The 25,485-nt window shown below is 39.8% G+C and carries 18 protein-coding genes; 6 read left to right on the plus strand and 12 right to left on the minus strand.

Features of this window, described 5'->3' with window-relative positions; genetic code table 11:
• Positions 1-179: 179 nt before the first annotated feature.
• Positions 180-1,484, plus strand: coding sequence for a voltage-gated chloride channel family protein (locus AABJ51_RS02615; RefSeq protein ID WP_338374292.1), 1,305 nt, complete (start codon positions 180-182; stop codon positions 1,482-1,484).
• An 18-nt stretch (positions 1,485-1,502) separates the two neighbouring features.
• Here AABJ51_RS02615 and AABJ51_RS02620 read toward each other — a convergent pair whose 3' ends face one another.
• Positions 1,503-2,363, minus strand: coding sequence for an AraC family transcriptional regulator (locus tag AABJ51_RS02620; protein WP_338374293.1), 861 nt, complete (start codon positions 2,361-2,363; stop codon positions 1,503-1,505).
• Between the two features lie 370 nt (positions 2,364-2,733).
• On the opposite strand from AABJ51_RS02620, the gene AABJ51_RS02625 reads away from it, so the two are divergent.
• From AABJ51_RS02625 to AABJ51_RS02645, 5 genes are all read left to right on the plus strand, one after another.
• Positions 2,734-4,524: an L-fucose isomerase gene (locus AABJ51_RS02625; RefSeq protein WP_338375927.1), complete on the plus strand. Its 1,791-nt coding sequence runs from the start codon at positions 2,734-2,736 to the stop codon at positions 4,522-4,524.
• Positions 4,525-4,741: 217 nt separating this feature from the next.
• Positions 4,742-5,134 (plus strand): L-rhamnose mutarotase, encoded by a 393-nt coding sequence (locus tag AABJ51_RS02630; protein ID WP_338374294.1) that lies wholly within the window; start codon positions 4,742-4,744, stop codon positions 5,132-5,134.
• 57 nt (positions 5,135-5,191) lie between these two features.
• The gene (locus tag AABJ51_RS02635) at positions 5,192-5,833 is read left to right on the plus strand and encodes a class II aldolase/adducin family protein (protein WP_338374295.1); all 642 of its coding nucleotides are present in this window, start codon (positions 5,192-5,194) and stop codon (positions 5,831-5,833) included.
• 24 nt (positions 5,834-5,857) lie between these two features.
• The gene (locus AABJ51_RS02640) at positions 5,858-7,279 is read left to right on the plus strand and encodes a rhamnulokinase (RefSeq protein ID WP_338374296.1); all 1,422 of its coding nucleotides are present in this window, start codon (positions 5,858-5,860) and stop codon (positions 7,277-7,279) included.
• Between the two features lie 136 nt (positions 7,280-7,415).
• On the plus strand, positions 7,416-8,642 hold the full coding sequence (locus tag AABJ51_RS02645; protein ID WP_338374297.1) for a sugar MFS transporter: 1,227 nt from the start codon (positions 7,416-7,418) through the stop codon (positions 8,640-8,642).
• Positions 8,643-8,691: 49 nt separating this feature from the next.
• On the opposite strand, the gene AABJ51_RS02650 is transcribed toward AABJ51_RS02645, so the two are convergent.
• The 11 genes from AABJ51_RS02650 to AABJ51_RS02700 form a co-directional block, all read right to left on the minus strand.
• Complete coding sequence (locus AABJ51_RS02650; RefSeq protein WP_338374298.1) at positions 8,692-10,077, minus strand: hypothetical protein; 1,386 nt, start codon at positions 10,075-10,077, stop codon at positions 8,692-8,694.
• A gap of 24 nt (positions 10,078-10,101) precedes the next feature.
• Entirely contained in the window at positions 10,102-11,307 is a 1,206-nt protein-coding gene (locus tag AABJ51_RS02655; protein ID WP_338374299.1) for a glycoside hydrolase family 88 protein, read from the minus strand.
• 243 nt (positions 11,308-11,550) lie between these two features.
• On the minus strand, positions 11,551-12,789 hold the full coding sequence (locus AABJ51_RS02660) for a DUF2264 domain-containing protein (RefSeq protein ID WP_338374300.1): 1,239 nt from the start codon (positions 12,787-12,789) through the stop codon (positions 11,551-11,553).
• Positions 12,790-12,912: 123 nt separating this feature from the next.
• On the minus strand, positions 12,913-13,827 hold the full coding sequence (locus tag AABJ51_RS02665; protein WP_338374301.1) for an alpha/beta hydrolase: 915 nt from the start codon (positions 13,825-13,827) through the stop codon (positions 12,913-12,915).
• Between the two features lie 7 nt (positions 13,828-13,834).
• Positions 13,835-14,908 carry an alginate lyase family protein gene (locus AABJ51_RS02670; RefSeq protein ID WP_338374302.1) on the minus strand — a complete coding sequence of 358 codons (1,074 nt, stop codon included), beginning with the start codon at positions 14,906-14,908 and terminating at the stop codon, positions 13,835-13,837.
• A gap of 1 nt (position 14,909) precedes the next feature.
• Positions 14,910-16,745, minus strand: coding sequence for a glycoside hydrolase family 97 protein (locus AABJ51_RS02675; protein WP_338374303.1), 1,836 nt, complete (start codon positions 16,743-16,745; stop codon positions 14,910-14,912).
• 128 nt (positions 16,746-16,873) lie between these two features.
• Positions 16,874-18,259, minus strand: coding sequence for an alpha-L-fucosidase (locus AABJ51_RS02680; protein WP_338374304.1), 1,386 nt, complete (start codon positions 18,257-18,259; stop codon positions 16,874-16,876).
• A gap of 101 nt (positions 18,260-18,360) precedes the next feature.
• Positions 18,361-19,635 carry an SGNH/GDSL hydrolase family protein gene (locus AABJ51_RS02685; protein WP_338374305.1) on the minus strand — a complete coding sequence of 425 codons (1,275 nt, stop codon included), beginning with the start codon at positions 19,633-19,635 and terminating at the stop codon, positions 18,361-18,363.
• Between the two features lie 21 nt (positions 19,636-19,656).
• Complete coding sequence (locus AABJ51_RS02690) at positions 19,657-21,438, minus strand: glycoside hydrolase family 3 protein (RefSeq protein WP_338374306.1); 1,782 nt, start codon at positions 21,436-21,438, stop codon at positions 19,657-19,659.
• Between the two features lie 22 nt (positions 21,439-21,460).
• Complete coding sequence (locus AABJ51_RS02695) at positions 21,461-23,632, minus strand: right-handed parallel beta-helix repeat-containing protein (protein WP_338374307.1); 2,172 nt, start codon at positions 23,630-23,632, stop codon at positions 21,461-21,463.
• Between the two features lie 87 nt (positions 23,633-23,719).
• Complete coding sequence (locus tag AABJ51_RS02700; protein ID WP_338374308.1) at positions 23,720-25,480, minus strand: RagB/SusD family nutrient uptake outer membrane protein; 1,761 nt, start codon at positions 25,478-25,480, stop codon at positions 23,720-23,722.
• Positions 25,481-25,485: the final 5 nt, after the last annotated feature.

Here is a 25,485-nt window from a genome sequence, read left to right on the forward strand (position 1 = left end):
ATTCAGTTCTTTTTTTGTTTACGCTTAATAAAAAACGGGAATCATAGATGTGAGTTGAATGCCCCTTGACTAAGAAGTGATTTTTTGGTCTTGGGGCGCTTTTTATCTTTATATTTTCCAAAACTAATATATCTTTGTATGACTTTGCCACGGACATTTATCTTAAATTAAAGAAAGTGATGCTTTACTCCCGATTAAAAAAGCTATCTGTATCTATCGAACAATTCCCTGTCTTTTTATACCTGATACGCTGGTTATGCCTATCAACAGTTATCGGTTTATTGGCGGGATCTGCCTCTGCTCTATTATTAGTCTCTCTAAATTGGGCGACCGATTATAGAGAGTCGCATCTTTGGATTATATCGTTACTGCCTTTGGCCGGACTTCTTATCGGTGCGATGTATCACTATTGGGGCAGTACCACAGTTAAAGGTAATAACTTGTTGATAGAAGAGGTGCATTCTCCCCGAAAGATTATACCTTTGCGTATGGCTCCGCTAGTATTTATCGGCACCTTTCTCACTCACTTATTCGGAGGTTCGGCGGGTCGGGAAGGTACTGCCGTACAGATGGGGGGAGCTATTGCCGACCAGTTCTCGAAACTATTTAAACTGAGAAGCCGTGACCGTAAAATTATAATAATAGCAGGGGTAAGCGCAGGTTTTGCGTCCGTTTTCGGGACGCCTTTAGCAGGAGCTGTCTTTGCATTAGAAGTTCAGATTGTCGGTCGTGTAAGATACGAAGCTATTTTACCTAGCTTTTTGGTGGCTGTTATTGCAAATTATACATGTCATGATTTATGGAAGGTAGCACATACACACTATTCGGTTCCTTTTGTTCCGGAAATGACTCCTTTGAATTTGTTATATGTGATTTTCACGGGAATTGTTTTTGGACTAGCGGCATTGACTTTTTCTAAGTCCGTACATTTCTGGAGTAAATTATCTAAAAAAATAAAATTTCCCCCGCTAAGACCTTTTTTCGGAGGAATTATTATTGCATTGTCGGTGTTGCTTATGGGTACAACCAAATACATTGGTTTGGGAGTGCCTACTATTGTGGAATCTTTTACCGTGCAGCAGGACTGGTATGACTTTCTATTGAAGATACTATTGACAACATTTACCATTGGTGTTGGTTTTAAAGGAGGAGAGGTAACCCCTTTATTCTTTGTAGGAGCAACATTGGGTAGTGCTTTATTTGGTTTTATACCATTGCCGATGGCTTTACTTGCTGGTATGGGGTTTGTGGCTGTTTTTGCCGGAGCAACAAACACGCCGATTGCCTGTTCGTTAATGGGGATTGAACTATTTGGTGCCGAATGCGGCATTTATGTAGCTGTCGCTTGTGTTGTAGCTTATTTATTTTCGGGACATACCGGTATATATACTTCTCAAATTATAGGAAGTCCCAAGCACTTACTTTTTGGACGATTGAAAGGAGTATCCTTATCTAATATTCTAGATAAAGATAAAAGGTTTTGATCGGTTGATCAATTCTCTTTACTGACTAAAATTACTCCTGTACTCTACAGGGGTTTTATTTGTGTAGGACTTAAATAATCTCGTGAAATAGGAGATGTTGTCATAACTGAGTTCGTAAGCTATGTTTTTTACTGAAAGATTAGAGGTTAGCAATAACAACTGAGCTTTTTCTATTTTCTTCATTGTAATGTATTTCAACGGAGTATACTTCATTTCGGATTTGAATATGCGGATAAAATGATCGTTGCTGATATGTAATAAATCAGAAAGATTATCTAATTGAATATTATTGTGTATGTTTTCATGGATATACTGCAAAGCTATATTTATTCGTAAATCTTTACTCTCGAGTTTTTCGGTTCTTCTCGCTAAAAAACGAGATATCAGTTGAGACAGAATCCCCTGAGTTTCGATCATCGAATGTAGCGGCAGTTTGTCATTCTCTGCATTGTATTGCGAAAATGTAGGCGGATTATCATAAAACTGAGGATCGAAAAACTTCAGATTCCTCTCGGGATTTATAGCTAGCAGCCGTTTGATAAGTTCACTGTCTAGCGGAGAAGTTCTGATTGCTACCGGAAAATTATATTTATCGAATATGGTAGCTGTATTGATTGTGCTTTCATAGAAATGAATGTAATAAAGCGAAAAGTAGCTATCGCATTCATCGTCATGGAGTGTAAAAGGTGGAGTCAGATATAGATGATCGGGTTTCAGATCGAAAGTATATCCGTTTATCTTGGTTCGGGCAATGCCTTTGTCTACATAATATATACGAGCAAAGGGGCTGTAGATATCTTTCCAGTTCCAGTTAGCATTTAACTCCGAATAACCGATATTCAGAAGTACAAGATCAGGATTTGAAGTACTGCTTGTCATAGTATATATCGTTTTTAGATGATTATTAAGGGTTGATAAATATAGTGTTTATAATCAGATAAAATAATAGGTCTTCGCATTAATAATAAGTAAAAGAAAGTATTATATGGTCGCCTGGAAGCGATAATTATTTGTTGTATTTATACTTACAAAGTCAATAAAAAGGTCTGAGACCTTAAAAAACGGATAATTTATCACATTTATGTAAGATTATCGATATTATGTGTTAAAAAACATAATATCGATAATCTGTTATTTATCTGTCGAAAAAATGAAAGTGAGATATGACTTATTCTTCTATTTTTGAAACAAAGGAGAATAAGCAGATTGAAAAAGGGTATAAGACCTTGTAACCTAAATTATAAATATGATGAAAACAAAAAGATTTCAGGGGCAATGGCCTAAAATAGGTATCCGCCCGACAATCGACGGACGTATGGGCGGAGTAAGAGAGTCGCTCGAATCTCAAACAATGGGAATGGCTCAGAGCGTAGTCGATTTATTAACATCTACATTAAAATATCCGGATGGAACTCCTGTTGAATGTGTTATTGCAGATTCTACCATAGGTCGTGTAGCGGAAAGTGCTGCTTGTGCCGAAAAGTTCCGCAAAGAAGGAGTCGGCGTTACCTTAACTGTTACTCCTTGCTGGTGTTACGGCAGCGAAACGATGGATATGGAACAGCATACCGTAAAAGCGGTTTGGGGTTTTAACGGAACAGAACGTCCCGGAGCAGTATATCTGGCAGCAGTACTGGCAGGCCATGCACAAAAAGGCTTGCCTGCATTCGGTATTTACGGGCACGATGTTCAGGATGCCGGAACAAAAGAAATTCCATCGGATGTAAAAGACAAACTCATCCGTTTTGCAAAGGGAGGTCTGGCCGTTTCTATCATGAAAGGAAAATCTTATCTGTCGATAGGAGCTGTATGTATGGGTATTGCCGGTTCGATAGTGAATACCGATTTCTTCGAAGATTATCTGGGGATGCGCTGTGAGGGTGTTGACGAAGTGGAAATAATCCGCCGTATGACCGAAGGTATATATGATAAAGAAGAGTTTGAAAAAGCATTAGCTTGGACGAAGGCTAATTGCGCCGAAAACGAAGATATATGCAACCGCGAAGACTTGAAAAAAGACAGAGCAGCGAAAGACAAAGATTGGGAATTTGTAGTAAAAATGGCTCTGATTGTCCGTGACCTGATGAATGGTAATCCTAAATTGAAAGAAATGGGATTCGGAGAAGAAGCCTTAGGTCATAATGCTATTGCAGCCGGTTTTCAGGGACAGCGGCAATGGACGGATTTTTATCCAAACGGGGATTTTGCGGAAGCTATTCTGAACTCATCATTCGATTGGACAGGAATCCGTGCGCCTTATGTACTTGCTACGGAAAATGATGCTCTGAATGGTACTGCTATGTTATTCGGATATCTGTTAACAAATACAGCTCAGATATTTGCCGATGTACGTACTTACTGGAGTCCCGAAGCTGTAGAACGTGTTACCGGACAAAAGTTAACGGGTGCTGCATCCGAAGGAATTATACACTTGATCAATTCGGGTGCTGCAACTCTGGATGGTTCCGCTCAACAACAGGATGCAAACGGAAAACCTGCCATGAAACCATTTTGGAATATATCGGAGAAGGAAGCAAAGGCTTGTCTGGATGCTACCAAATGGGTTCCTGCCAACAGGGAGTATTTCAGAGGCGGCGGTTTTTCTTCTAAATTCCTGACTAAAGGTGAGATGCCTTGTACAATGGTTCGTCTGAATCTGATTAAAGGCTTAGGACCTGTATTGCAGATAGCCGAAGGATGGACAGTTGACCTTGATCCGAAAGTACATCAAATTTTGGATGACCGCACAGACAAGGGATGGCCTACAACATGGTTTGTTCCTCGGTTGACTGAAGATCCGAACTTCAAGGATGTTTATTCGGTGATGAACAACTGGGGTGCAAATCACGGTTCTATCAGTTACGGACATATAGGCGCCGATATTATCACATTGGCTTCGATGCTTCGTATTCCGGTTTGTATGCACAATGTTTGCGAAGACGATATTTATCGTCCGGCGACGTGGTCGGCGTTTGGTATGGATAAGGAAGGTTCTGATTTCAGAGCATGTCAGGCATACGGACCTCTTTACAAAAAATAGGTTTTCAGAGCTTATTGCTTCTTTTTTATCTATAGGCAAAGCGGTCTTTGAAATCAGTTAACAGTGATCAGTTAACAAAACCAAAAAGGAAAAAAGTAACATCGAAAATTGTGTGTTGATGTTGTAACCTTTGTAACCTTTTAGGCTGAATTGAAAGTTCAGAGTTGAAGCTGGAGTTTTTAAAACAAAAAGGTCTGTGACCTCAAAACAGTAAAGAATGGCTGAAGATCTAAAAAAAGGATATCCGAGAAATCCGGCAGGAGTAACGAAACGCTTCTGCCAGTTTCTGAAACTGAATCAAGAAACGGTGGATCAGTATAAATACTGGCATGATAGACGTAATATATGGCAAGAGATCCCCGAAGGTATCCGCAGAGCCGGAATTATCGATATGGAAATATATGTGATAAATGATACCGCCTTTATGATACTCGAAACACCGATTGATTTTAATTGGGATGAATCTTTCGGAAAATTGGCCGGCTATGAAAGGCAGTCTGAATGGGAGGATTTTGTTTCTCAGTTTCAAATAACGGCTGATGGTAGGCGTTCCGATGAAAAATGGGAGCTGGTCGAGCGGATTTTTTCCTTGGATGAAAGTCTGAAATAAGTAATATATATAATAAACTGAAATAATAATAAAATGGTCTGAAACCATAAATATACTATGGCAACAAAAGCACAGATAGATAAATTTATAGAACAAGCCCATCGGGTTGGAAAGGAGAGATTGCAGCTTTGCAGCAGCGGAAACTTATCGTGGCGTATTGAAGATAATGTAGCTATGGTATCGGGAACAGGATCGTGGCTGCCCCGTATTTCCGAAGATAATATCTCAGTATGCGATATATCTGCAGGGATACGTATTGACGGGCCGAAGCCTTCTATGGAGAGCGTTTTTCATCTGGGAGTTTTACGTGAACGCAAGGACATGAATGTTGTTTTGCATTTTCAATCAAAATACGCAACAGCAATCTCCTGCATGAAGAATAAGCCAAAAAGCTTTAATGTAATAGCCGAAGTTCCGTGTTATTGCGGCAGCGAAATTCCTGTTATTCCTTATTTTCGACCTGGTTCGAAAGAATTGGCAGAGGCTGTGACCAATGCTCTGAAAGAGCATGATTGTGTACTGATGAGCAAACACGGACAAGCAGTTTGCGGCAAAGACTTTGATGATGCTTTTCAAAAAGCCGTGTTTTTTGAACTGGCTTGCAGCATAATTGTACATGCAGGCGAAGGGAATTATCTGACCCTTTCTGATGATGAGATTCGAGATCTCGAGATTTATATACTTGGAAAGAAATCGTAAACCTTAAATCTAATACTATAAAGCATGTCATATCTGGCTATAGACTTGGGAGCAGGAAGCGGTCGGGCTATTGCCGGTACGTTCAGCAACGGAAAAATAGAACTGACCGAGGTTTTTCGTTTTCCGAATATTCCCGTAAAATTGAATGATACTTTATATTGGAACTTTCTGACTTTGATGACGAATGTAAAAGAGAGTATTCGTCAGGCAATAATACAAGGATACCAACTGAAAGGTATTGCTGTGGATACATGGGGGGTAGACTTTGGGCTGCTGGATGAATCGGGTATGTTATTATCAAATCCTGTTTGTTATAGGGATATACGTACAAGAGGTATGTGCGAAGAAATGGAAGAACTTATATCGAAGGAAGATATGTATTCCATGACAGGTATTCAGGCAATGGAAATAAATACAATATTCCAACTGCTGAGTATGATCAAAAGCAAGAGCCCATTATTATCAATAGCTCGAAAAATATTGTTTATGCCGGATCTTATCAATCATTATCTGACAGGTATATCACATACAGAGTATACTATAGCATCTACTTCGCAGCTGTTGAATGTAACTTCGGGAGGATGGGAACAATCGATATTCAATCATCTCGAGATATCACCTTTGCTCATGCAGGATATCATACAGCCATCTTCTTTTTGGGGTAATCTAAGTCCCAGTTTATCTACTGAAACAGGAGCTGAAAACCTGAAAGTATTCTCTGTGGCTTCACACGATACGGCCAGTGCTATTGCAGCGATACCCGAAGAAGGTGAAGACTGGGCGTTTCTAAGTTCCGGAACCTGGTCTTTGTTAGGCGTTGTAACAGATAAGCCTATACTTACCGATCAGGCGAGACTTGCGGATTTTACGAATGAAGGAGGTGCAAACGGAAAGATATTATTCCTGCGGAATATTACCGGACTGTGGTTATTACAGCGCTTATTGGATGAATGGCGGACTAATGAAGGAATTATCTATTCTTATGATTATTTGCTCGAAGAGTGTAAGAATAGTCCTGTATTCAGAAGTACGATCGATTGCGATTATCCGAGCTTTGTTAATCCTTTGTCGATGATCAAAGCTATACAGGATTATTGCAGGAATACCAATCAGCCCGAACCCGAAACCAAAGGACAGTTTGTAAGATGTATATTTGAGTCGTTGGCTATTAAGTATCGGGATGTAATGGATTGCCTGCAGCAGATAACAGGAAAGAAATATAATCGGTTGTTTGTTGTGGGAGGTGGCAGTCAGAATCAGTTCCTAAACCAATGTATTGCCGATATTTTAGGTATAGAGGTTATAACAGGGCTGACCGAGAGTACTGCTATTGGTAACATCGTACAGCAGGCCATCGCTAATAATGAGTTATCAGGGTGGGAGGAAGCCCGACAGGTAATATATAATACTTTTTCTCTGACTAGTTACCTTCCCCGGAAGGAGTAGTCAAGATTTTGATACTAAAATTTTTAAGTAAATGAAAATATTTAATGGTATATCTTCAAGTTATAACAATCTGAGGTTGTCATACTTGCCAAAGCAATAAATAGGTCTGTGACCTCAATAATGAAAAATATAACCTATGGAAAATAATACTGGAAACACATCTATCTTCAGAGGGAAAAAAGGCGAGAACTACTTATTACCTTTTATTCTGGTTACAAGTCTGTTTTTTCTCTGGGGATTTGCTCATGCCCTACTTGATGTACTGAATGCGCATTTTCAGGAAGTACTTCAAATATCGAAAGCTCGTTCGGCTTTGGTTCAGTTTGCTCTTTATGGAGGCTATTTCGTAATGGGTATTCCTGCCGGATTGATCATCAAGAAATACGGATATAAAAAGGGTATTGTATTTGGCTTGCTGGTATTTGCTGTCGGAGCATTTCTGTTTTATCCCGCAACACAGATCAAGACTTTTCTTCCTTTTCTGATCGCTCTTTTTGTGATTGCATGCGGACTCACTTGTCTGGAAACGGCGGCAAATCCTTATACAACGATATTAGGTCCACCCGAATCCGGAGCCCGGCGTATCAATCTTGCTCAGTCGTTTAATGGTCTTGGGTGGATACTCGGTCCTTTGGTTGGCGGTTTATTGATTTTTTCAGACGAAGGAGATCCATTCGCCGCTCTGGCTACACCTTATATGGGCATTGGCATTGTTGTTTTGCTCATAACTGTCTTGTTTGTTCGTACACCACTGCCTCAGATTACAGATGATGATATTGTTCACTCTTCGGATGGCAAAGGCAGCTATCGGGACTTGCTTAAGCATCCCTTGTTTATATTTGCTGTGATAGCCCAGTTCTTCTATGTTGCGGGACAAACCGGAATCGGTAGTTTCTTTATCAACTATGTGATAGAAGTACGACCGGATATTTCACACCTGCAAGCTTCTCAGATACTGGCTTTTGGGGGCATGGGCATGTTTATGATCGGGCGCATATCGGGCAGCTATATCATGAAATTCTTTAAACCGAAGAAGTTGCTGGCTATCTATGCCTGTATCAATATATTGCTGATGGTAGTTGTGATCATGGGACTGGGGATGACCTCTGTAGTCTGCTTGTTTGGTTCATACTTTTTTATGTCTATTATGTATCCGACTATCTTTGCTGTAGGCATAAGTGGACTAAATGAGAATACCGAGAAAGGATCATCTCTTATAGTGATGGCTGTTGCCGGAGGTGCTATCGTTCCCATGTTAATGGGATACATTGCTGATACATGGACTATGGCTATCGGCTTTCTTATTCCATTAGTGTGCTTTATCATAATTATGGTATTCGGAATGAGTAAGCTGAAAAATTGATGTAATCTATGAAAATGGTCGAGTCCATTTAACTCGACCATTTTCTTATTCATCTGTACTTTTGGATAAAAGCGGCAAGAGGTATTCCCATTACCGGATAATTAGGGTACGGATGTGGATTGCCCCATTGAACATCAATCTTATGAATGTCTGGATATTCCGAATAAGGAAGAGTATATTTTTCGTCAGTAATGAATTTGTATCCGTCCAGATTATCAATGCCAATGGCAGCATCAACTACATACATACGATCGGCTTCTCTTCTGTCAAATATATCAATAATATTCTTGCGTAACTGCCACATACAGGCATTCTGTTTTAGGGTGAAGTCGCCGGCCATATTGTCCAGTATTCCGCAGGTCGATTGGGGAATCATTATCACAAACCGGCCTTTGGGTACAGCTTTCAAATACGATTTAGCCATCAACTCAATTTGATTGTTCCATGTGTCGAAATTGATCGTTGCAGGATTCGAAAAATCCCGAAAATCGTTTAAACCCAGAAACTCGACTAGGATAGACGGGGATTTCAGCTTCCACATCGACAAATATTTTCCGTAATCGAAGCTCCAATGATAGCTTTCATATTCCGTCTTTATCCACTCTTTACCATCGAATTCGACGAATTGTTCTAATGTGTTATCAAACATAATATCATTCTTCTCTGGATGCAGTTTATAGCCTGAATGCTGATCGAACAAGGCTGCTTGTTTATAAAACCGTTTAGTGAAAAAGATATCTGTCGGCTTCCATGGTTTATCGGGAAAGCGATTGACATTATACACCAATTGCCAATATGCCGTAGATCCCCAATATCTGAAATTACCTTCGGGTTGCCAAAAGCCATTGTATGCTTGCGATTTCTCTTTGCTTATTTTGAAATAGCCCTGCAATGTCCATCCGGGGCGGCCCTCGTCGAATTGTCCGAGGCAGCCGTCTACTTCCTGTAAGCCCACTAATCTGATTTTTGGAACATAACCTTTAGTAATCAACGCATCCTTAAAGAAAGCACCGTACGTAAAGCTATCTCCTATAATAGAGATTGTTACCGTATCTTTTCCGACCCCGGGTCTGCCTGTTTCAATAACGGAAGTTATGTTTTTTATCGTTTCGAATTTGTCCGTATTAACCAGTTGCAGCAGCATGGTATCTCCATCTACAGGAGAATCGATACTTGCCACACGTTGAAGTTTTCGGGTATAATGAGTACTGCCGCCAAATCGTACGACATCGTTGTAAGGACGCCAGCGTTTCATCAAAGGTTCTACAAACAGATTATTACGGATATCGCTCAGCATGTACAGTTTATGTGGCAAACAAATATCGTTGATAAATGTACCGGATGAGATTTTATCATCCGGTTCGAAATTGGATTTGTTTTGCGAATAAGTAGATGCTGACAATAGCATTAAGAACAATATTAATTTAGTTTGCATGTTCGTCTATTTTTTACAATTCACTCAAAACAGAGATACACCTTGTATCAGTTTACGATAGCGGATCAAAGCTTCCAGATAATAATAATCTGCATATGAGAGCGGAACATCTACTTCTATATCATCGGGCATAGAACCAACACTGTGCATGAGTAGGAAGTTTCTGTTAGAAGCATCTTTTGCCAGATATGCAGGAGAAGACAGCGATACCAGCTGTTTTTTAGCTATATCCAAATATCTTTTTGCGTCATCCTGAGGTACATACAGGCTCAGCTCCATCAAGGCCGAACTGATAATCGCTCCTGCCGAAGCATCTCTCTCGGCATTGGGTATTTTTGTATCGTCAAAATCCCAATAAGGAATTTTGTCTTCGGGTAGACGTGGATGATTCAGTATAAAGGATGCTATTTTCTGTGCCTGACTCAGATATACAGGGTCTTTAGTCTCGCGATAGCAGAGCGTATAGCCATATAATGCCCAAGCCTGACCTCGTGACCATGCCGATTCATCGGCAAATCCCTGACGTGTTTTACGGGCAGTAACTTGCCCTGTCTTCGGATCATAGAATACTACATGATAGCAGCTGGCATCGTTACGAAAATGGTTCTTCAGAGTTGTATTCGCATGGGCAATCGCCACATCCCGATACTTGTTGTTGCCTGTTAGCTTGGATGCCTCGAATAACAGTTCCAAATTCATCATATTATCAATGATCACAGGATAGATATTCTCACCTCTGTCCCATGATTTTATACAGCCTGTTACCGGATTGAATCTGACACAAAGGGCTTCGGCGGCTTTCTCTATTTTGGTTCTGTAATCGGTGTTGCCAGTCAACCGATATCCGTTACCATAACTGCAATAAATGATAAATCCGATATCATGAGTATTAGTCGCATATTGCATTCCTTCGAGACGGTCGGAGAACATTTGTGCATATTTTTTCACCTGCTCATTTTTCGAGTATTCGTACAAATACCACAATGTACCGGGGAAAAATCCGCATGTCCATGAAGTTGTATCGCATAATACCAGATCTCCTTTTTTGTCGACAGTAACCGGAAACTTGCCGGACTTGTCCTGTACGCTTTGAGCCATCTTTATTTCCTGTTCTACGGCAAAATCAAGACTTTTATTGATAGCCGGAAGCAGAGATTTGTCTACTGTTTTGTTTTGGGCGCATAACACTATGCCGCTGATCCATAAGAATATTACAATTTGTATTTTCATTTTTTATTTCAGTATTTTAAAGTTAAAAAAGAGACCGTGTCAGTTATCAATGAACAATAACCAATTCCAAAAAGGTTACAAAAGTTACACACTTTATGTACACTTTCAGGTGTTACTTTTTCTTTTTAACTGATCACTGCTAACTGCTAACTGTTAACTGTTTTCCCCTTTCTTTCTCTATAGATAAAATTTTACAACAGAAGGGTCTGAGACCCTAAATAAAATTGTATAGAGGAAGAACTGTTATCTTAATTCCAGAGCGTGGTCGTTTTGGACATCTTGTCCCGACCATATTTTTACAGAAGTCCAAGGTTGGTCTTCGCAAGTCCAGAACGAATCATCAGGGGATAATCCCAGTGGCAGAAAGATGTTGTTACATATATATAGACTGCCGGTATTGTTATACTCATCTGCTAAGCCTGGTTGATTGCCATATATTCCCAAATTGAGCCACCCTTCGGATGAAAAGGTGTTCGGAGCATCCAATGTTTTTCTGATTACTGCAGTAAGTCCCGCTCTTACCTGACCTTCGGTTATCGATGTCGGTAATCTTTTTATCAAAGCCATGTTTGCCAGATGTTGAAATGCTGCACCCCGATATACTATAGACCGTCCCGTTGGAGGATAAGAGCCGTCTGTATTTATCCATCTTTCCTGTAATTCGGCATATCGCTTAGTAATCGTATCCAATTTCGATTTATATTGCCTATACCGCCCTGTTTTTTCTATCATTACATCCATAATTGTACTCATATAAGGCTGTATGACATAGCTGTTGTAATAATTGATATTAAACGGAATGCCATCCGAGAACATCCCGTCTCCGACATACCAGTGCTCCATAAACTCGCGTATACCATAATCAATACGTACGGCATCATACGGAATATCATACTTACAGAAGAATGCTTCGATCATTGAGGTAAACAGTATCCAGTTATTATATACAGGAACAGTAGCCCGGGTTTCTTTCAGGGCAGCAACTACCTGTTCCTTCACTTTAGTACTGAGGTTGTTCCAAAGCCAAGGCGACCTGATCAGGGCCAGAGCCACATACGATGCATCGACCAGCGGTTGAGGTATGTGGGCAGTCCATGCTACATAATCTTTAGCAGAGGGATTTGTCGCATTATCTATTGCTTGTAGGCTCCATTGACGGTATTGGTTTCGCAATGAGATTTCTTCAGTAGAACCTCCTTCCGAATTTAACCAGGGAGCGATGCCGCTGAGAGTCCTTCCGAAAATTTCGAGATAAGCTACTTTTTTTCGGTTTACCGGATCATCGCTGATAACCGGTACAGATACAGGCATCTTTTCATGTAACTGATTATTTGCCAGATTTGCCATTACGGGGTTACTTATTTTATCAAGATATTTAACCCATTCCATTCGCCGTATGCTTGTATCCCCTTTTTGTGCGTGAAGTCCCGGAGGCATATAAAGTCCCGTAATTAGAATACATCCTAATACAATTTTTTTCATAGTTCAGTTTATTAAGTAATAGAAAGTATTTACTTATACATATAAGTAAACTAGTAAACGAACTGATGCACATTTTAGACTTGTTTACTAGTCTACTCATTAGTTACAAAAAGGTCTGAGACCTTAATTAATTATTCCCGTTTCGATCAGCCATTTTTCAGCTAATACAGGCCAAAATCCGGTAATTCCGGGATTTTTCCTTACCCGAATACTATGTCCTCCCTGAGGAAATATATGCAGAGAACACCCTTTGATTCCGTGTTTCAATAAGCCGGAGAAATACAATATACTATTTATTGGAGATACAGTTTCATCATTTTCTGCATGTATCACAAACGAGGGTGGGGTATGGTCATTGATATGTAGCTGGCACGAAAGTTTGTCTATCATTTCGGGAGATGCATTTTTACCCAAAAGTGTGTTCCGACTCGGAATATGTGTATCTTCTGACATGGATATAACCGGAGATATCAAAATGGCAAAAGAAGGAGCAAAACTGTTCGTGTCGATAGAGTCTGAAGGATCGTACCAATTGTCGGTGATGGTTGAAAGGCATGCAGCGATATGTCCTCCGGCCGAAGCTCCCATCACTCCGACTTTAATTTTGTCATATCCCCATTCTGCAGCATTGGCTCTGATTAATCTCATTGCTCTTTGGGCATCCTGTAAGGGGGCTTTGTAAGATTCTATAACATCAGGTGAGTGTGGCAATCTGTATTTCAGAACGAAAGCTGTGATGCCAATGGTATTAAACCATTTTGCAAGTTGAAAGCCGGTAGCATATGACAGAACCGAATATCCACCCGAAGGCAGTATGAGTACAGCTACACCTTTATTTTCGGCCTTTGAAGGCTTGAATACATAAACTCCGGGAACAGATACCTGTTCTATCAGTTCTGCGTTCATCTTTTCTGTTACTTCTATACCCTTGCTGTTCGGCACCTTAGATGTATTCCATATCTGGATAAAATCTTGTCCTTGGATAGTATCAGTGATGCAAAAGCATAAGAAAAGTATAAAAATTGTATAGTATTTCATAATTTCGTTATTTGGACAAGGTGAAATTTTTCTTTACCGGCATTAATGCTGTAAAAGTCCATGCGTGATGGTGATAAGGGTGTATCACTGGATTTCTTGACAGAGCAAACTCTATATACTTGTTATCGTTGTAGATACCTCCCATTGCCAGAAATAGATTTTCAGGCCAATGTTCTCGAACCCCATTTCCGGGGTTCTTAAACCACGGCCATTCAGAGGGATGTTCCGTATAATAGAGCAGATAATCGAGTGCATTTTTGACTAATTTGCCCTCCTTTTCCGTTGTAAATAGATCTTCTCCAGTGAGGTTATAAATAACCCAATAGGAAGCCGTAATAGGAGCCAAGGAAAAATAAGTATACCATATTCCGTTCCGTTCTCGTTTAACTTCCTCTGTCATACTGCCATCCGGTGCTATTTTATGGGTGATATCCGATTTTAGCAGCTGTATGTTGGTTTGTATCTCTTTTTTATCATTCAGAAAAGATGCGGAAAGTAGAGATCCGAAACGTCCCCAATCTGCCCAGTTGTTCACTTTGGTTCGGATGGCATTCGCCGCTTTACGGTAAACAGAGATTATCCATAAACTGAATTGTTTTTTTTCTTTAGCCTTCCATATATCTGAGTCGTACATCAATTCCGCAGCCATCAGTAGTGCCGAACCATTGTAAGTCATAACCAATTCGCCATCATATTCAGAATATTTTTTATTGATTGAAGACCATGAGTTTAAGAAGTAACAGGCTTTTTCTCCGTACTTTCGATTGCCCGATAGCCGGTAGGATAAGGCACATGCATACGCAGCGAAGGCATCACCGGAAAGAGTCGCCGAACTAGCTCTGTGTGCCTGTGCATTGAAATAAAAGCCCGGTACGGAAAAATCCTCAACTGCATGATGCGAAACATTTAGAAGAGAATCAGCCGTGTATATCAGTTGTTGATAAGTTCCGTAATACGGCTCGTTTTTCTCTTTTATCTGTGATTTCACATAACGTATTTGGGCATCAGGATGCATGGAGCTTTGGTGAGCCATACATACGGATGAACAGATAATTAGTATGGATAAAAATAATTTAGTCATTTTATTTGATGTTTTTTAGTTTCATTACATATCCTCCGCCGGGTTGTAGCTGTATAGATACAGAGTCTCCTATTTGAATAGTTTTTTCTTGACGAGCAAAGGTATCGGGGACATTATCTTTATCCGAAAGAATAATTGCTGAAGCTTTGTCTGTAATAAAATCCAATGGAAATGATATATCTGCCGGTTCTTTGCCGTTCATCACTCCAACCCACCACTCACTGCCTTTTCGTTTGGCAAAGGCGACGACTTTTCCTATTTTCGAACAGGGTAGTACAATTGTTTCGTCCCATACCACAGGAATATCTCTCAGTAAATCTTCTGCAGGGTTGTCGAGATAATTGATATAGTTATCGGCAAAGTGGGTCAATGGCGAATAATAAACTACAGCCTGTGCCAACTCATGTGCCCAAGTATATCCTCTGAGCTCTTTCTTTTCGAATATAACAGGTGTGAAATCAGCAGGTCCCGCTAGAAAACGAGTAAACGGAACTATTACATCCTGATCCTGCGGCATCAATCGGTCATAACGTGTTATCTGATACTCATTGCCCCGTACACCTTCCCTAGTCATTTCGTGAGGCCATGTTCTTTGTAATCCGGTCGGTTTTGCACAACCATGAAATACACACATCAGTTGGAGTTTATATGTTTCTTCACGGGCTATTTCGTACCATTGCATAATTTCGGGAGTAGCAGGTGGAATGAAGTCTATTTTAATGCCTTTCGCACCAACTTCCTTTACTTTCGTCAGATAAGAGCGAATGCCCTCTCTATCACGCATTTCTTCGGAATTTACCCAGACTATACTCTTTACACCAACTGAATTACCGTAATCAATTACTTCTTTCAGGCATTGCCACTGATCTTTACCGGCTTGTTTCCAATCTCTCCATCCATCATCCACCAGATAATATTCCCAGGTAAGCCTTGCCGCTGCATCGTACCATTTTTTCTGATCGGCAAATTGAGGTGCACCTACACTCCACCATTGCCACAATACACGTCCGGGTTTAACCCAATCGAAGTTGGTACCGTCGAGAGGAGCTTTACACAGATTGATTATCAGGTCGCTATTGACTAACTGAGTTAGATTATCTGCCAGAATAACACATCTCCATGGGGAGATAATTGTATCTCCCGAGTTTTTCCATCCTTGAGGGTTAGTGGTAAAATTTGCTTTTATACCTTTACCTTGTTTTATCCAGCTCATATCGGGAAAGTTCAGGCATTCGGCTTCACTGAATGCCTGATAGCCATTGTCTGTTTTGACAGTTATCGGAGCAACAATCGCTTGTCCTTCGGGTAATTCACTGAATTTAGATACCTTGTGCAATTCTTCATTGCTGTCTGCGTAATCAGCCCAAAAACATAACGTGGAATCCTGTATATTAAAAGTCGTATTATCATTGTTGATCATTTTGTCTTTTGCACCAGGTATAATGTATCTGATTGCAACACCATCGTCATAAACTCTTACAAGAATCTGATAGCTTATTTTGCTATTGTTTAACGGTATAGTAATTTCTTTACAATGATTTAGGGCTTTATTGTGGTTGCCATAGACAGGATAGCTTTCATTGATTGTTTTCTCTAGTACCTTTCCGTTGATTGCTGCACCTTTACCAATGTCTGTATTATCGACTGTCAGACCTAATAAGCAATCGGATAACGAAATATCTCCGTTTTTAGAAATATTCATTCTCAATTGATTATCTGTAAGATCTATCGTAACCGATACCTTATCGTTCGGGCTTTTGACTGAAATCTTATTTTCACCGCAGGATGCCATTGTAGATAAGAATGTTATGATAAAGAAAATATAGTTTGTCTTCATATAGTAAATAATAGAAAATATTTAATAATACATTTTCAACTTATAATAAGTTCAGTTTGTTATGTTAGCCAAAGCTATAAAAAGGTATGAGATCTAGGTTAAGTGTAAACTCAAGAGGTTTTGAAACCTTATTTTGCTCCTCCTGTAACTTTAAATACCCATGCATAACTGCTTAAGTTATCCGCAGGAGAAACCTCCGGCAGATGAATTGTTATACTGTTTTTAGAGAGAGTGTAGTTAATTTTTCGCTTGAATCCTAACATGTTCACAGCATCAGCTTTAGATACACCTTCTATTTTTATTGGTTGATTTTGCCAGCGGGTGATGATGACATATAAATCATCGCCTTTGGCAGTAAAGAATATGGTTTGTTCTTTCTTTTTTTCTTTAGCTGTATATTTCCAAGCATGGGTTCCGTAGATTGCATCGCCGTTTACCGAAAGCCAGTCCCCTATATCTTTTAATCGTTGCTGCATAATAACCGGAATTCGTCCATCGGCAGTAGGACCTACATTTAGCAGCAAGTTGCCTCCCATCGAAACTTTATCGATAAGAATCCGTATCAGGGATTCGGATGTTTCATAGTTTTCGAGATTCTCATTCCGATTGTAACCGAAAGATCCTCCTATGCCCCGGCATTCTTCCCACGGATGTCCTGGTTTTACTCTGTCGGCTGCCAGATCCCCCACCAGATCATACTCTGTAGTGTAGATCCCTCCGTGTTTTCCACGTGTTTCTTTGCCCCATCTGTCATTTACGACTACCGTATTTTTTACAGGTGATTCGTTATATAACCATGCCAGAAAGTCGGTACTTTTCCATTGATCGCTGGTTAATTCCCATTCTCCGTCAGTCCATACTATATCAGGCTGATAACGGTTAACCAAATCTTTCATCTGGGGAATCATATGATCGGATACATATTTTGGCAGGTCTTTTTTATATAACGGGTTATACCATTCGTACAGCGAATAATAAAAACCCATGTGCATTCCTGATTGTTTTATCGCCTCTGATAAGTCTCCGGCTAAGTCGCGATGAGGTCCCACTTCTTCCGAATTCCAATTCCATGCTTGTTCCGAAGGCCATAAGGCAAAGCCATCGTGATGTTTTGAGGTTAGCACAATATACTTTGCTCCTGATTGTTTAAATATTTCAGCCCACTTTGCTGGATCGAACATTTCAGCTTTAAACCCGCTTACAAAATCGGTATAGCCTGTTTTTTCTCCGTACATTTTATTGTGGAAGTCTGTAAACGCCGGAAAAGGTTTATCACTTGGGTTTTGTCTGGCCCAATACCATTCAGAATATTTTTCATATACAGGTCCATTTGTAGGAGCCCATGCCGGAACGGAGTACAATCCCCAATGGATAAATATTCCGAATTTAGCTTCCGAGAACCATTCTGGAATAGGCCGGCTGTCAATCGATTCCCAGGTCGATTTGTATTCCTGAGCATACGAAAAGTGTAAGCCCAATGATAAAATAAAAGAGATAAGTAATGTTTTTTTCATAAGTGACAGAAAGTATTAATGACGTAAATAGTAAACTCGTTTATTGATTAATAAAAAGGGTCTAAGACCTTAAGTTGAGATTTAGGCGACTAAAATTGATATTATTTATAAGAGCCGTCAATTAAAATTTTGCCGACATACCAATTGTATTCTTTGTATTGTTGAGGGTCTTTCATTGTACGATTTAATCTAGAGAGTATGGATACTTTATCAAATTGGTCGGATAATACACGGATGGATACCTTGTGTTCTGTATCTTTCAGTTGATCTATCACGAAATAGTGCTTTCTCCAATAGGTACAGTATGGGTCGAAGCGCATAATTGTATCTGTTACATTACCGTCCACTGTAACTTCTAGACTTCCCGATCCCGGACCTATAATATCGAATATACCGAACGACCTTCCTTTAAATCTGAAATTCAATTTACTATCAGGTTCTGCCTGCCCGATTGTTTGTACGTATTTGGTAAATTCAGAAAAGAGAGAATTGTCTTTAATTGACAGCATCTTCCATTCTTTTGATGGGTTTACTTCAGAAATATCTATCATCTGTGTATTGACAAAGCAATTCGGATCTATTGGCTGAGGTAGTATCTGTCTTGCATTTTTTTGAGTAGAATTCTGCATAATCCTCTTAAATGAACGGGTAAGCACATCGAGATAAATTTTCTGACCTGTATTACGGAAAGGATGTACTCCATCGGGACTAAAGACCATAATACCGTTATCTTCTTCTGATTTGCCTGTAAATATGAGCTGTTTATTTTCAACCCGGCGGCATATTTCGTATCCGTAATTGATAGAGGGAATAGAGTATTTTGTGGCAACCTTTTCCATAATCTGTATAGATTGCGGAAGTTTTCCTGCAGTTTCTTCTACCATATATCCATCCATAATTGTATAAATGAAGCAGATATCTGCTGAGGGATTGTCTAACCATATCTGCCGGACAATTCCTTCCATAGAGCGGGTTATTCGTCCTGGAGCAACACCATTATCATTTACCCCGAATTCGACAAACACAAGATCGGGCTTGAATTTCAGCACATGATCTTGCAGCCTGAATGCTCCAAAGTCAGATCCTGTGCCTCCTATTGCAGCATTTATTTCAATAAACTTAACTTTCGGGAATGATTGTCTGAACCATTCGAGTGAGTACCTCCTCCATCCGTTTTGTTCCGTAATGCTCCCTCCTAAGTATGCAACCCTGATAGAATCTTTTTTATTTACTTTTTCCGTAAAATTGGATAATCCGTTCCTGATCTGTAATTCTTTCGATGTAAAATCATTGTTCTGAGTAGTCTGTCCTTTTACTAAAAAGGACAGACCGGATAATACAAAACAGATAATAAAACAACTTATTGTATTTTTCATTTCGACAAATATTACTTAAAATCAATATAATTTGAACTTACCTTGCATATCCAGATTGACGGGAGAAGTTCCTTGCATTTTAATCTCTCCCATCAGAGATTTGATCAGCGCATTATGCATAACGGAAGTATTAGAATAGGCGTTGATACATGTATTTACCCGCTCGAAATACTCATTGATAGAGTAGGGGCTGCCTAATGAAATAACAATAAGTTTTTCTTTTGGCATTGCATTTATTCCCCAGACAGTTTGAGCTTCATCGTCCCAAAATTCGAGAGGTCCGAATGGTGCATGCATATGCCGGTCTACTAAAAACAGTATGCGGTCGTATTGGGTGGTTGCAGTTTCTGTCCATCCTTGGGTTTCGTATAGAATATTATGCTGAAAGTCTACTTCAAAACCTTTTTGTCGGAGCAGGTCGCTGAACGACTTCATTCTGGTCAGAGACGTGTCTCCTCCTTTTCTGCTGATGGGAGTTACGCCAACCACCAGAATCTTTTTATCTTTATCCTTCTTAAGGGGCAGTACGTTGTTTCGGTCACGTATAAGTGTTATTGCTTTTTCGCAGATCTGTTCCGAAACAGAAAGTGCATTTGTCTTTTCTTCGGGAGTCATGGGTACTATCAACTGATGATTTCTATCCATTAATCCAAGGCTTTTTTTGAAATTCCATGTTCTGCTGACAGCATCATTGAGCCTTTCAACAGGTATCTCTTTTCTTAGTATTCGTGCTTCCAGAGTATCCATAAACTCATACGATGGCCACAACAGGATATCCACTCCAGCAAGAAAACTTTGTATTTCTCCTTCCAGCTGATTATCATACCAACCCCGAAAACCACCCATCACCATTGCATCCGACACTACTACACCTTTGAAACCCATTTCGCCTTTCAGCAGGTTTGTCAACAACTCTTTTGATAAGGTTGCAGGTAAGTATTGCCCGTTTTTCTTTTCTTTTTGATAACCGGGCAGAGTGATGTGTCCCGGCATGATTGATTTGACACCGTTGTCGATCAGGGCTTTGAATACTTTTCCATGTTGTCTTTTCCAGACATCATATGGTAAAAAATTACATGTAGTCAATAAATGCTGATCCCGAAAATCTACGCCATCACCCGGAAAGTGTTTTATTGTAGCAGCTACGCCGTTATCTTGCAGCCCTTTTATTTGCTGGGTCAGCAGTCTGATTGCTTTATCCGGATCATCAGAAATACTGCGTGTATTGGTGACGGGGTTGAACGGGTTTATATTCAGGTCGGCAACGGGATGCAATACCCACTGTACTCCTACCGAACGGCTTTCTTGTGCTACGGTTTTTCCGTATTGATATGCCAGTTTCGGAGAATTGGCTGCACCTAATGCCATTTCGTTTGGAAATGAAGTCATTCCCGGTAAAGTAACGCCGCTTTCGTAATCTTCCTGAAAGATTAAAGGTAATTTGCTGGCTTGCTGATATTCGGCACATGTCTTTCGAATATGATCCAGATATTGGTTACGTTGTACACCATCCCATAATTTCCATCCCATAAAGAAACCTGTAACCGGATATTTTTCGAAAAAACCGGATAATGAACCGTCTCCGAGTTGCAGTTCTTTTTTTCTGTCGGGAAGCATCAACATGAGCTGTCCGATCTTTTCACGTAAAGAGAGTGATTTCCATGTTGTGTCGGATAATGACAGTACACTCTTTGTTCCGACTTCGTTGGGAGAAGGAGAGTCTTCTTTTACGGATTGCCTGTTACAGGCGCATACGAATGTTGAGGCAAGTATAATGCAGATAATATATGATATGTGTTTCATGTTAATTTGATAGGAGTAAGGGTTATTGTATTCTACCTATTTTACTGAAAGGAATGGCTTTGAACTCAGGTAATTTCTCGAAAACAATAGAATTGTCTTTCAAAGAAAAATCCTGATGGGCAAAATCCGCAAATCCAATATCCTGGTCGGTGATCATATTTTGATCAAGTACGGGACCCCATTCTTTTTTTCCGTTATTGATTAGTTTGATCCGTACAAAAACATTGTTCTTGACATCGTTATGTTTGGGTATAGCCGGGCTGTCTTCGAAATAACGAATCATTTCAGGATATTTTTTTGCAAAAGGAGATTGTTTATAATTCATTGCATTCATTCTTATTTCGAATGTACCGTTTGTCCTTAATGAGTTCTTAGCCCAATTTTCCAGACGATTGTCGAGATGTATCGCCATTTCGGCATCAATAAAGATATTGTTCTCTATTTTGTTATATTGTCCACCGCCTACAAGAACATTGCGTGTACCGGCTTTGTAAAAGACATTGCCATATAGCTGCGTGCCGCATGCCCCGTCGTCGAAATACACTCCCATGGTTATTCCTATATTACCTATGTTTTTCAGAAAATTATATCGGATTATATTTCCGAATTCCGACGGATCTCGTCCAAGATACACAGCTCCCTGGTCGTCCATAAACTTACATGCCCCGTCTATGACATTATATTCGACGATGTGATCGTTTCCATGTATATAGATGGCTGTTGCCTGGCAGGTATTGAACTGGCAATGCTGTATTTTGTTACCTACTCCGTCTATATTTACAGGCGATTTGTAAGAGTAATCCAATCGTCCGCAGTTGGTAAACTCACAGTTGTAAACATAATTTCCGGCTTTTTCCAATGTTAGGCGATTGCCTCCTCCTATGCTGATGCCTCCGCATCCTGTGTTTTCGATCAGGCAGTTGATGATACCGTTATTCTTTCCTCCGTCGCGGTTGAAGGTGGTATTTTCGTATATGTAATCATAAAGGCTGCCGATTCCTCCCGATAATTTTTCGCCGGGAAGAAAGGGATTCGTTTCATCGGGATGTCCGTATATTGTTGCGGGTTTGCTTCCTTTGCCTATAGAAACTGCTACTACTCCCATGTTGCGTATAGTACAGTTTTCTATTTTATTCGATTCTGTATTTTCCATATATACCCCGATTCCCCGTCCTGCTTCGAAATCAATATTTCTGAAACTGATGTAGTTTACATTTTGCATAACTATTAGCGGTTCTTCGAGCAGAGATACCATAATAGTGTCAGACGATTTTATTTTAGAAAAAGGATAGAAATATAACAGACCTTTCTTATGATCGATATAATATTCACCCGGAGCATCCAGTTCTTCGAGGATATTGAAATAATAGTACTGATTCCATTCATGCTCTCCTGAAATACCAAACATGTGTGAGTCTTCGAATCTTACTTCTCCGCTATTTGCATCTATATTTTTTACTTTGAGTTGGTCGGTTGCCCACGCATATTTGAAATTTCCACAGGTAAATATATTTTGTGCATCGCCCCATAGAGCGAGCCTTTTTTTATCGAAACGTATTGTACCGGGGTAAAACTCTTTTTCGGCTTTTATAACTCCGGCATCTATAACCTCATCGGGTTGTATCCGTATTTGACTTTTGTTCGGGTATCTTGCCAGATGAAACGGTTGCCCATTTATAAACAGTTCCATGGCTGCATTTACGTATGGTCGTCTGAATCCTGTTATCTGGATGTTACCATAGTCTGTAATTCCTAAATCTTGCAGGTTTATGACTTTTATCTTATCTGCAACTGATTGGTCTGTAAATCTGTTCTTAGTGGAACTGTTTGATATTGATTCTACTCTTTTGGGTGAAATAATCCGTCCTCCTGTCAGAATGACTTTTTCACCCGGATAAGATTGATAAGTGATAGCACAGGATTCTGAACCCGAATTGTCATTGTTCAATTCGAAGCTGCTTAATAATTCGTATGTTCCACCTCTTACCCATACGTTAATATCTGTGTCGCTATTCTTTTCGATGTATTTTCGTACCGCTTCTTTTGCTTCATTCAGAGAACTAAAGGGATGCTGTTTGCTCCCGTCATTTCCGAGCCTGCCTTGAAGAGATACATAAAATTCTTTTACAGGTTGAACAGCAGAGGCTTTAGCTGTAAATAAAAGGAGAGATACAGCTATTAAAATATATTTCATAAAGACTAGTTTAAGGAAGGTCACAGACCTGTTTTTATATCACTAACTAAAGTAATAAACACGTCTGTGCCTTCAGGTAATTATGGATTAGTCGATCCAACCTTCGTTTTGAGTAAGGTTCGGATTTATTTGAACTTCTGATGCCGGTATAGGCCATGTGTAGATATAATCTCCTTTGAAAGAATATGGGCTTACTATTCCACCCCAAGGTTGTTTAGAGCCATTACCGTTATAAAAGTTGCGGTCTTTCCATATTTTCCAGCGAAGTTGATCGAAGTAGTTGACTCCTTCTCCCGCAAACTCAATGCTTCTCTCGTTTTGTATTCTGATTCTTAAATCAGCCTGACCTGTTACTGTTGTTGCAGTGTTTGAGTTTAAGAGGGCAATGCCGGCTCTCTTACGCACTTCGTTTACTTTTTCGATGGCTTCTGAGGTTTTACCTTGTTCATTCAAAGATTCTGCCCAAGAAAGAAGTACATCAGCATAACGGATAACCGGTAAATCCAGTGGGCTGTAATTTCGATCTATAATATCAGTAACACCTTCGATAACGAACTTACGATACAGGTAATATAAGTAGTTCTGGGTATCGGTTTGTAAGTCTCCACCGACTAATGCTTGTCCTCGGTATGGCCACCTCATAGTCGATATTGTGACTGTTGTCGTATTGTTATAAGATCCGACAAACGTTGAGTAAGGGGTAATACAAGTTGCCGCTAAGCGGGGATCTCTGTTCTCGTAAGCTTTTAATACACGAGCCTCGTTACCTGTAGTAAGGTATAAACTCATTTTTGCTCCTCTTAATGTCGCAGCAGTTATTTCAGCAGGTGTTAAGTTATCACGTAAAAAGAATACCTCCCTTTCTGCCACTGTAAGGTTTGAATAACCGGGAATTACATCGTCCCAATTGAATTTAGAACCATCTGTATTTTCGTACAAGTCAACTAAATCAGGTGTCGGCATATAATAATTCCAGTCGAATGTAAATGCCGACCGACTGCCATAATATAATTGAGTAGTTCCGCCATAATTCTGCTGCGAGATATTCTGAATGGTAAATATCATTTCGGGACATTGCTCATTAGCTACTGTAAATAAAGTCTTGTAATTAGAGAATAAAGAGTAGCCGCATTCTTTTACTTTATTAAAATCATTCGTTGCCAAATCCCATTTCTTTTGATACATATATACTTTACCGCGCAAAGCATAAGCTGCTCCTTTGGTTATATGTCCGTAATTTGCGTTTCCTGATGGGTATATATTCGGGAGATTTTCTTCGTTGATACAATCCGTAAGGTCAGTTACAATTTGATTCCAAACCTCATCTTCGGTCGAACGTGCTTTAGTTGCTTCTTTTGCTGTAAATGGCTCCAGATAGATAGGTACACCCTTGTACAATTGATTTAATCTGTAGTAGAAATATGCTCTGAAAAATTTGCATTCAGCAATGTATCTGGCTTTCTTTGTTTCTACAGAAGGTGACTTCAACGGAATATTTTTTATACCGTCATTGGCTCTTTGAATACCCTCGTAAAAATTTTGCCACATGGTCGAAAACATACCATCACTCGAGGTTATAGTGCCTCGTAATAATGATTCATCGAAACGGCTTTGACCTGTAAATGAGTATTTATCCATCACATATAATTCGTAAGGCGAGCTGCTGCTACTGCTGCCGTTACCAAGCCGTAGAGATGCATAAACTCCCGTGATACCGAGGTCGGTTAGGTTATCGGTTGTCCACATGGTTTCGGACGATATAGCCGAATAAGGTGACGTATCGAGCAGATCGCTTGTGCAGCTTGTTATTAAAATAATTGAACTGATATATATAAATATTCGTTTCATATCCT

It is taken from the genome of Indolivaga capnocytophagoides (assembly GCF_036511535.1).
Taxonomy (GTDB): domain Bacteria; phylum Bacteroidota; class Bacteroidia; order Bacteroidales; family Dysgonomonadaceae; genus Dysgonomonas_A; species Dysgonomonas_A capnocytophagoides.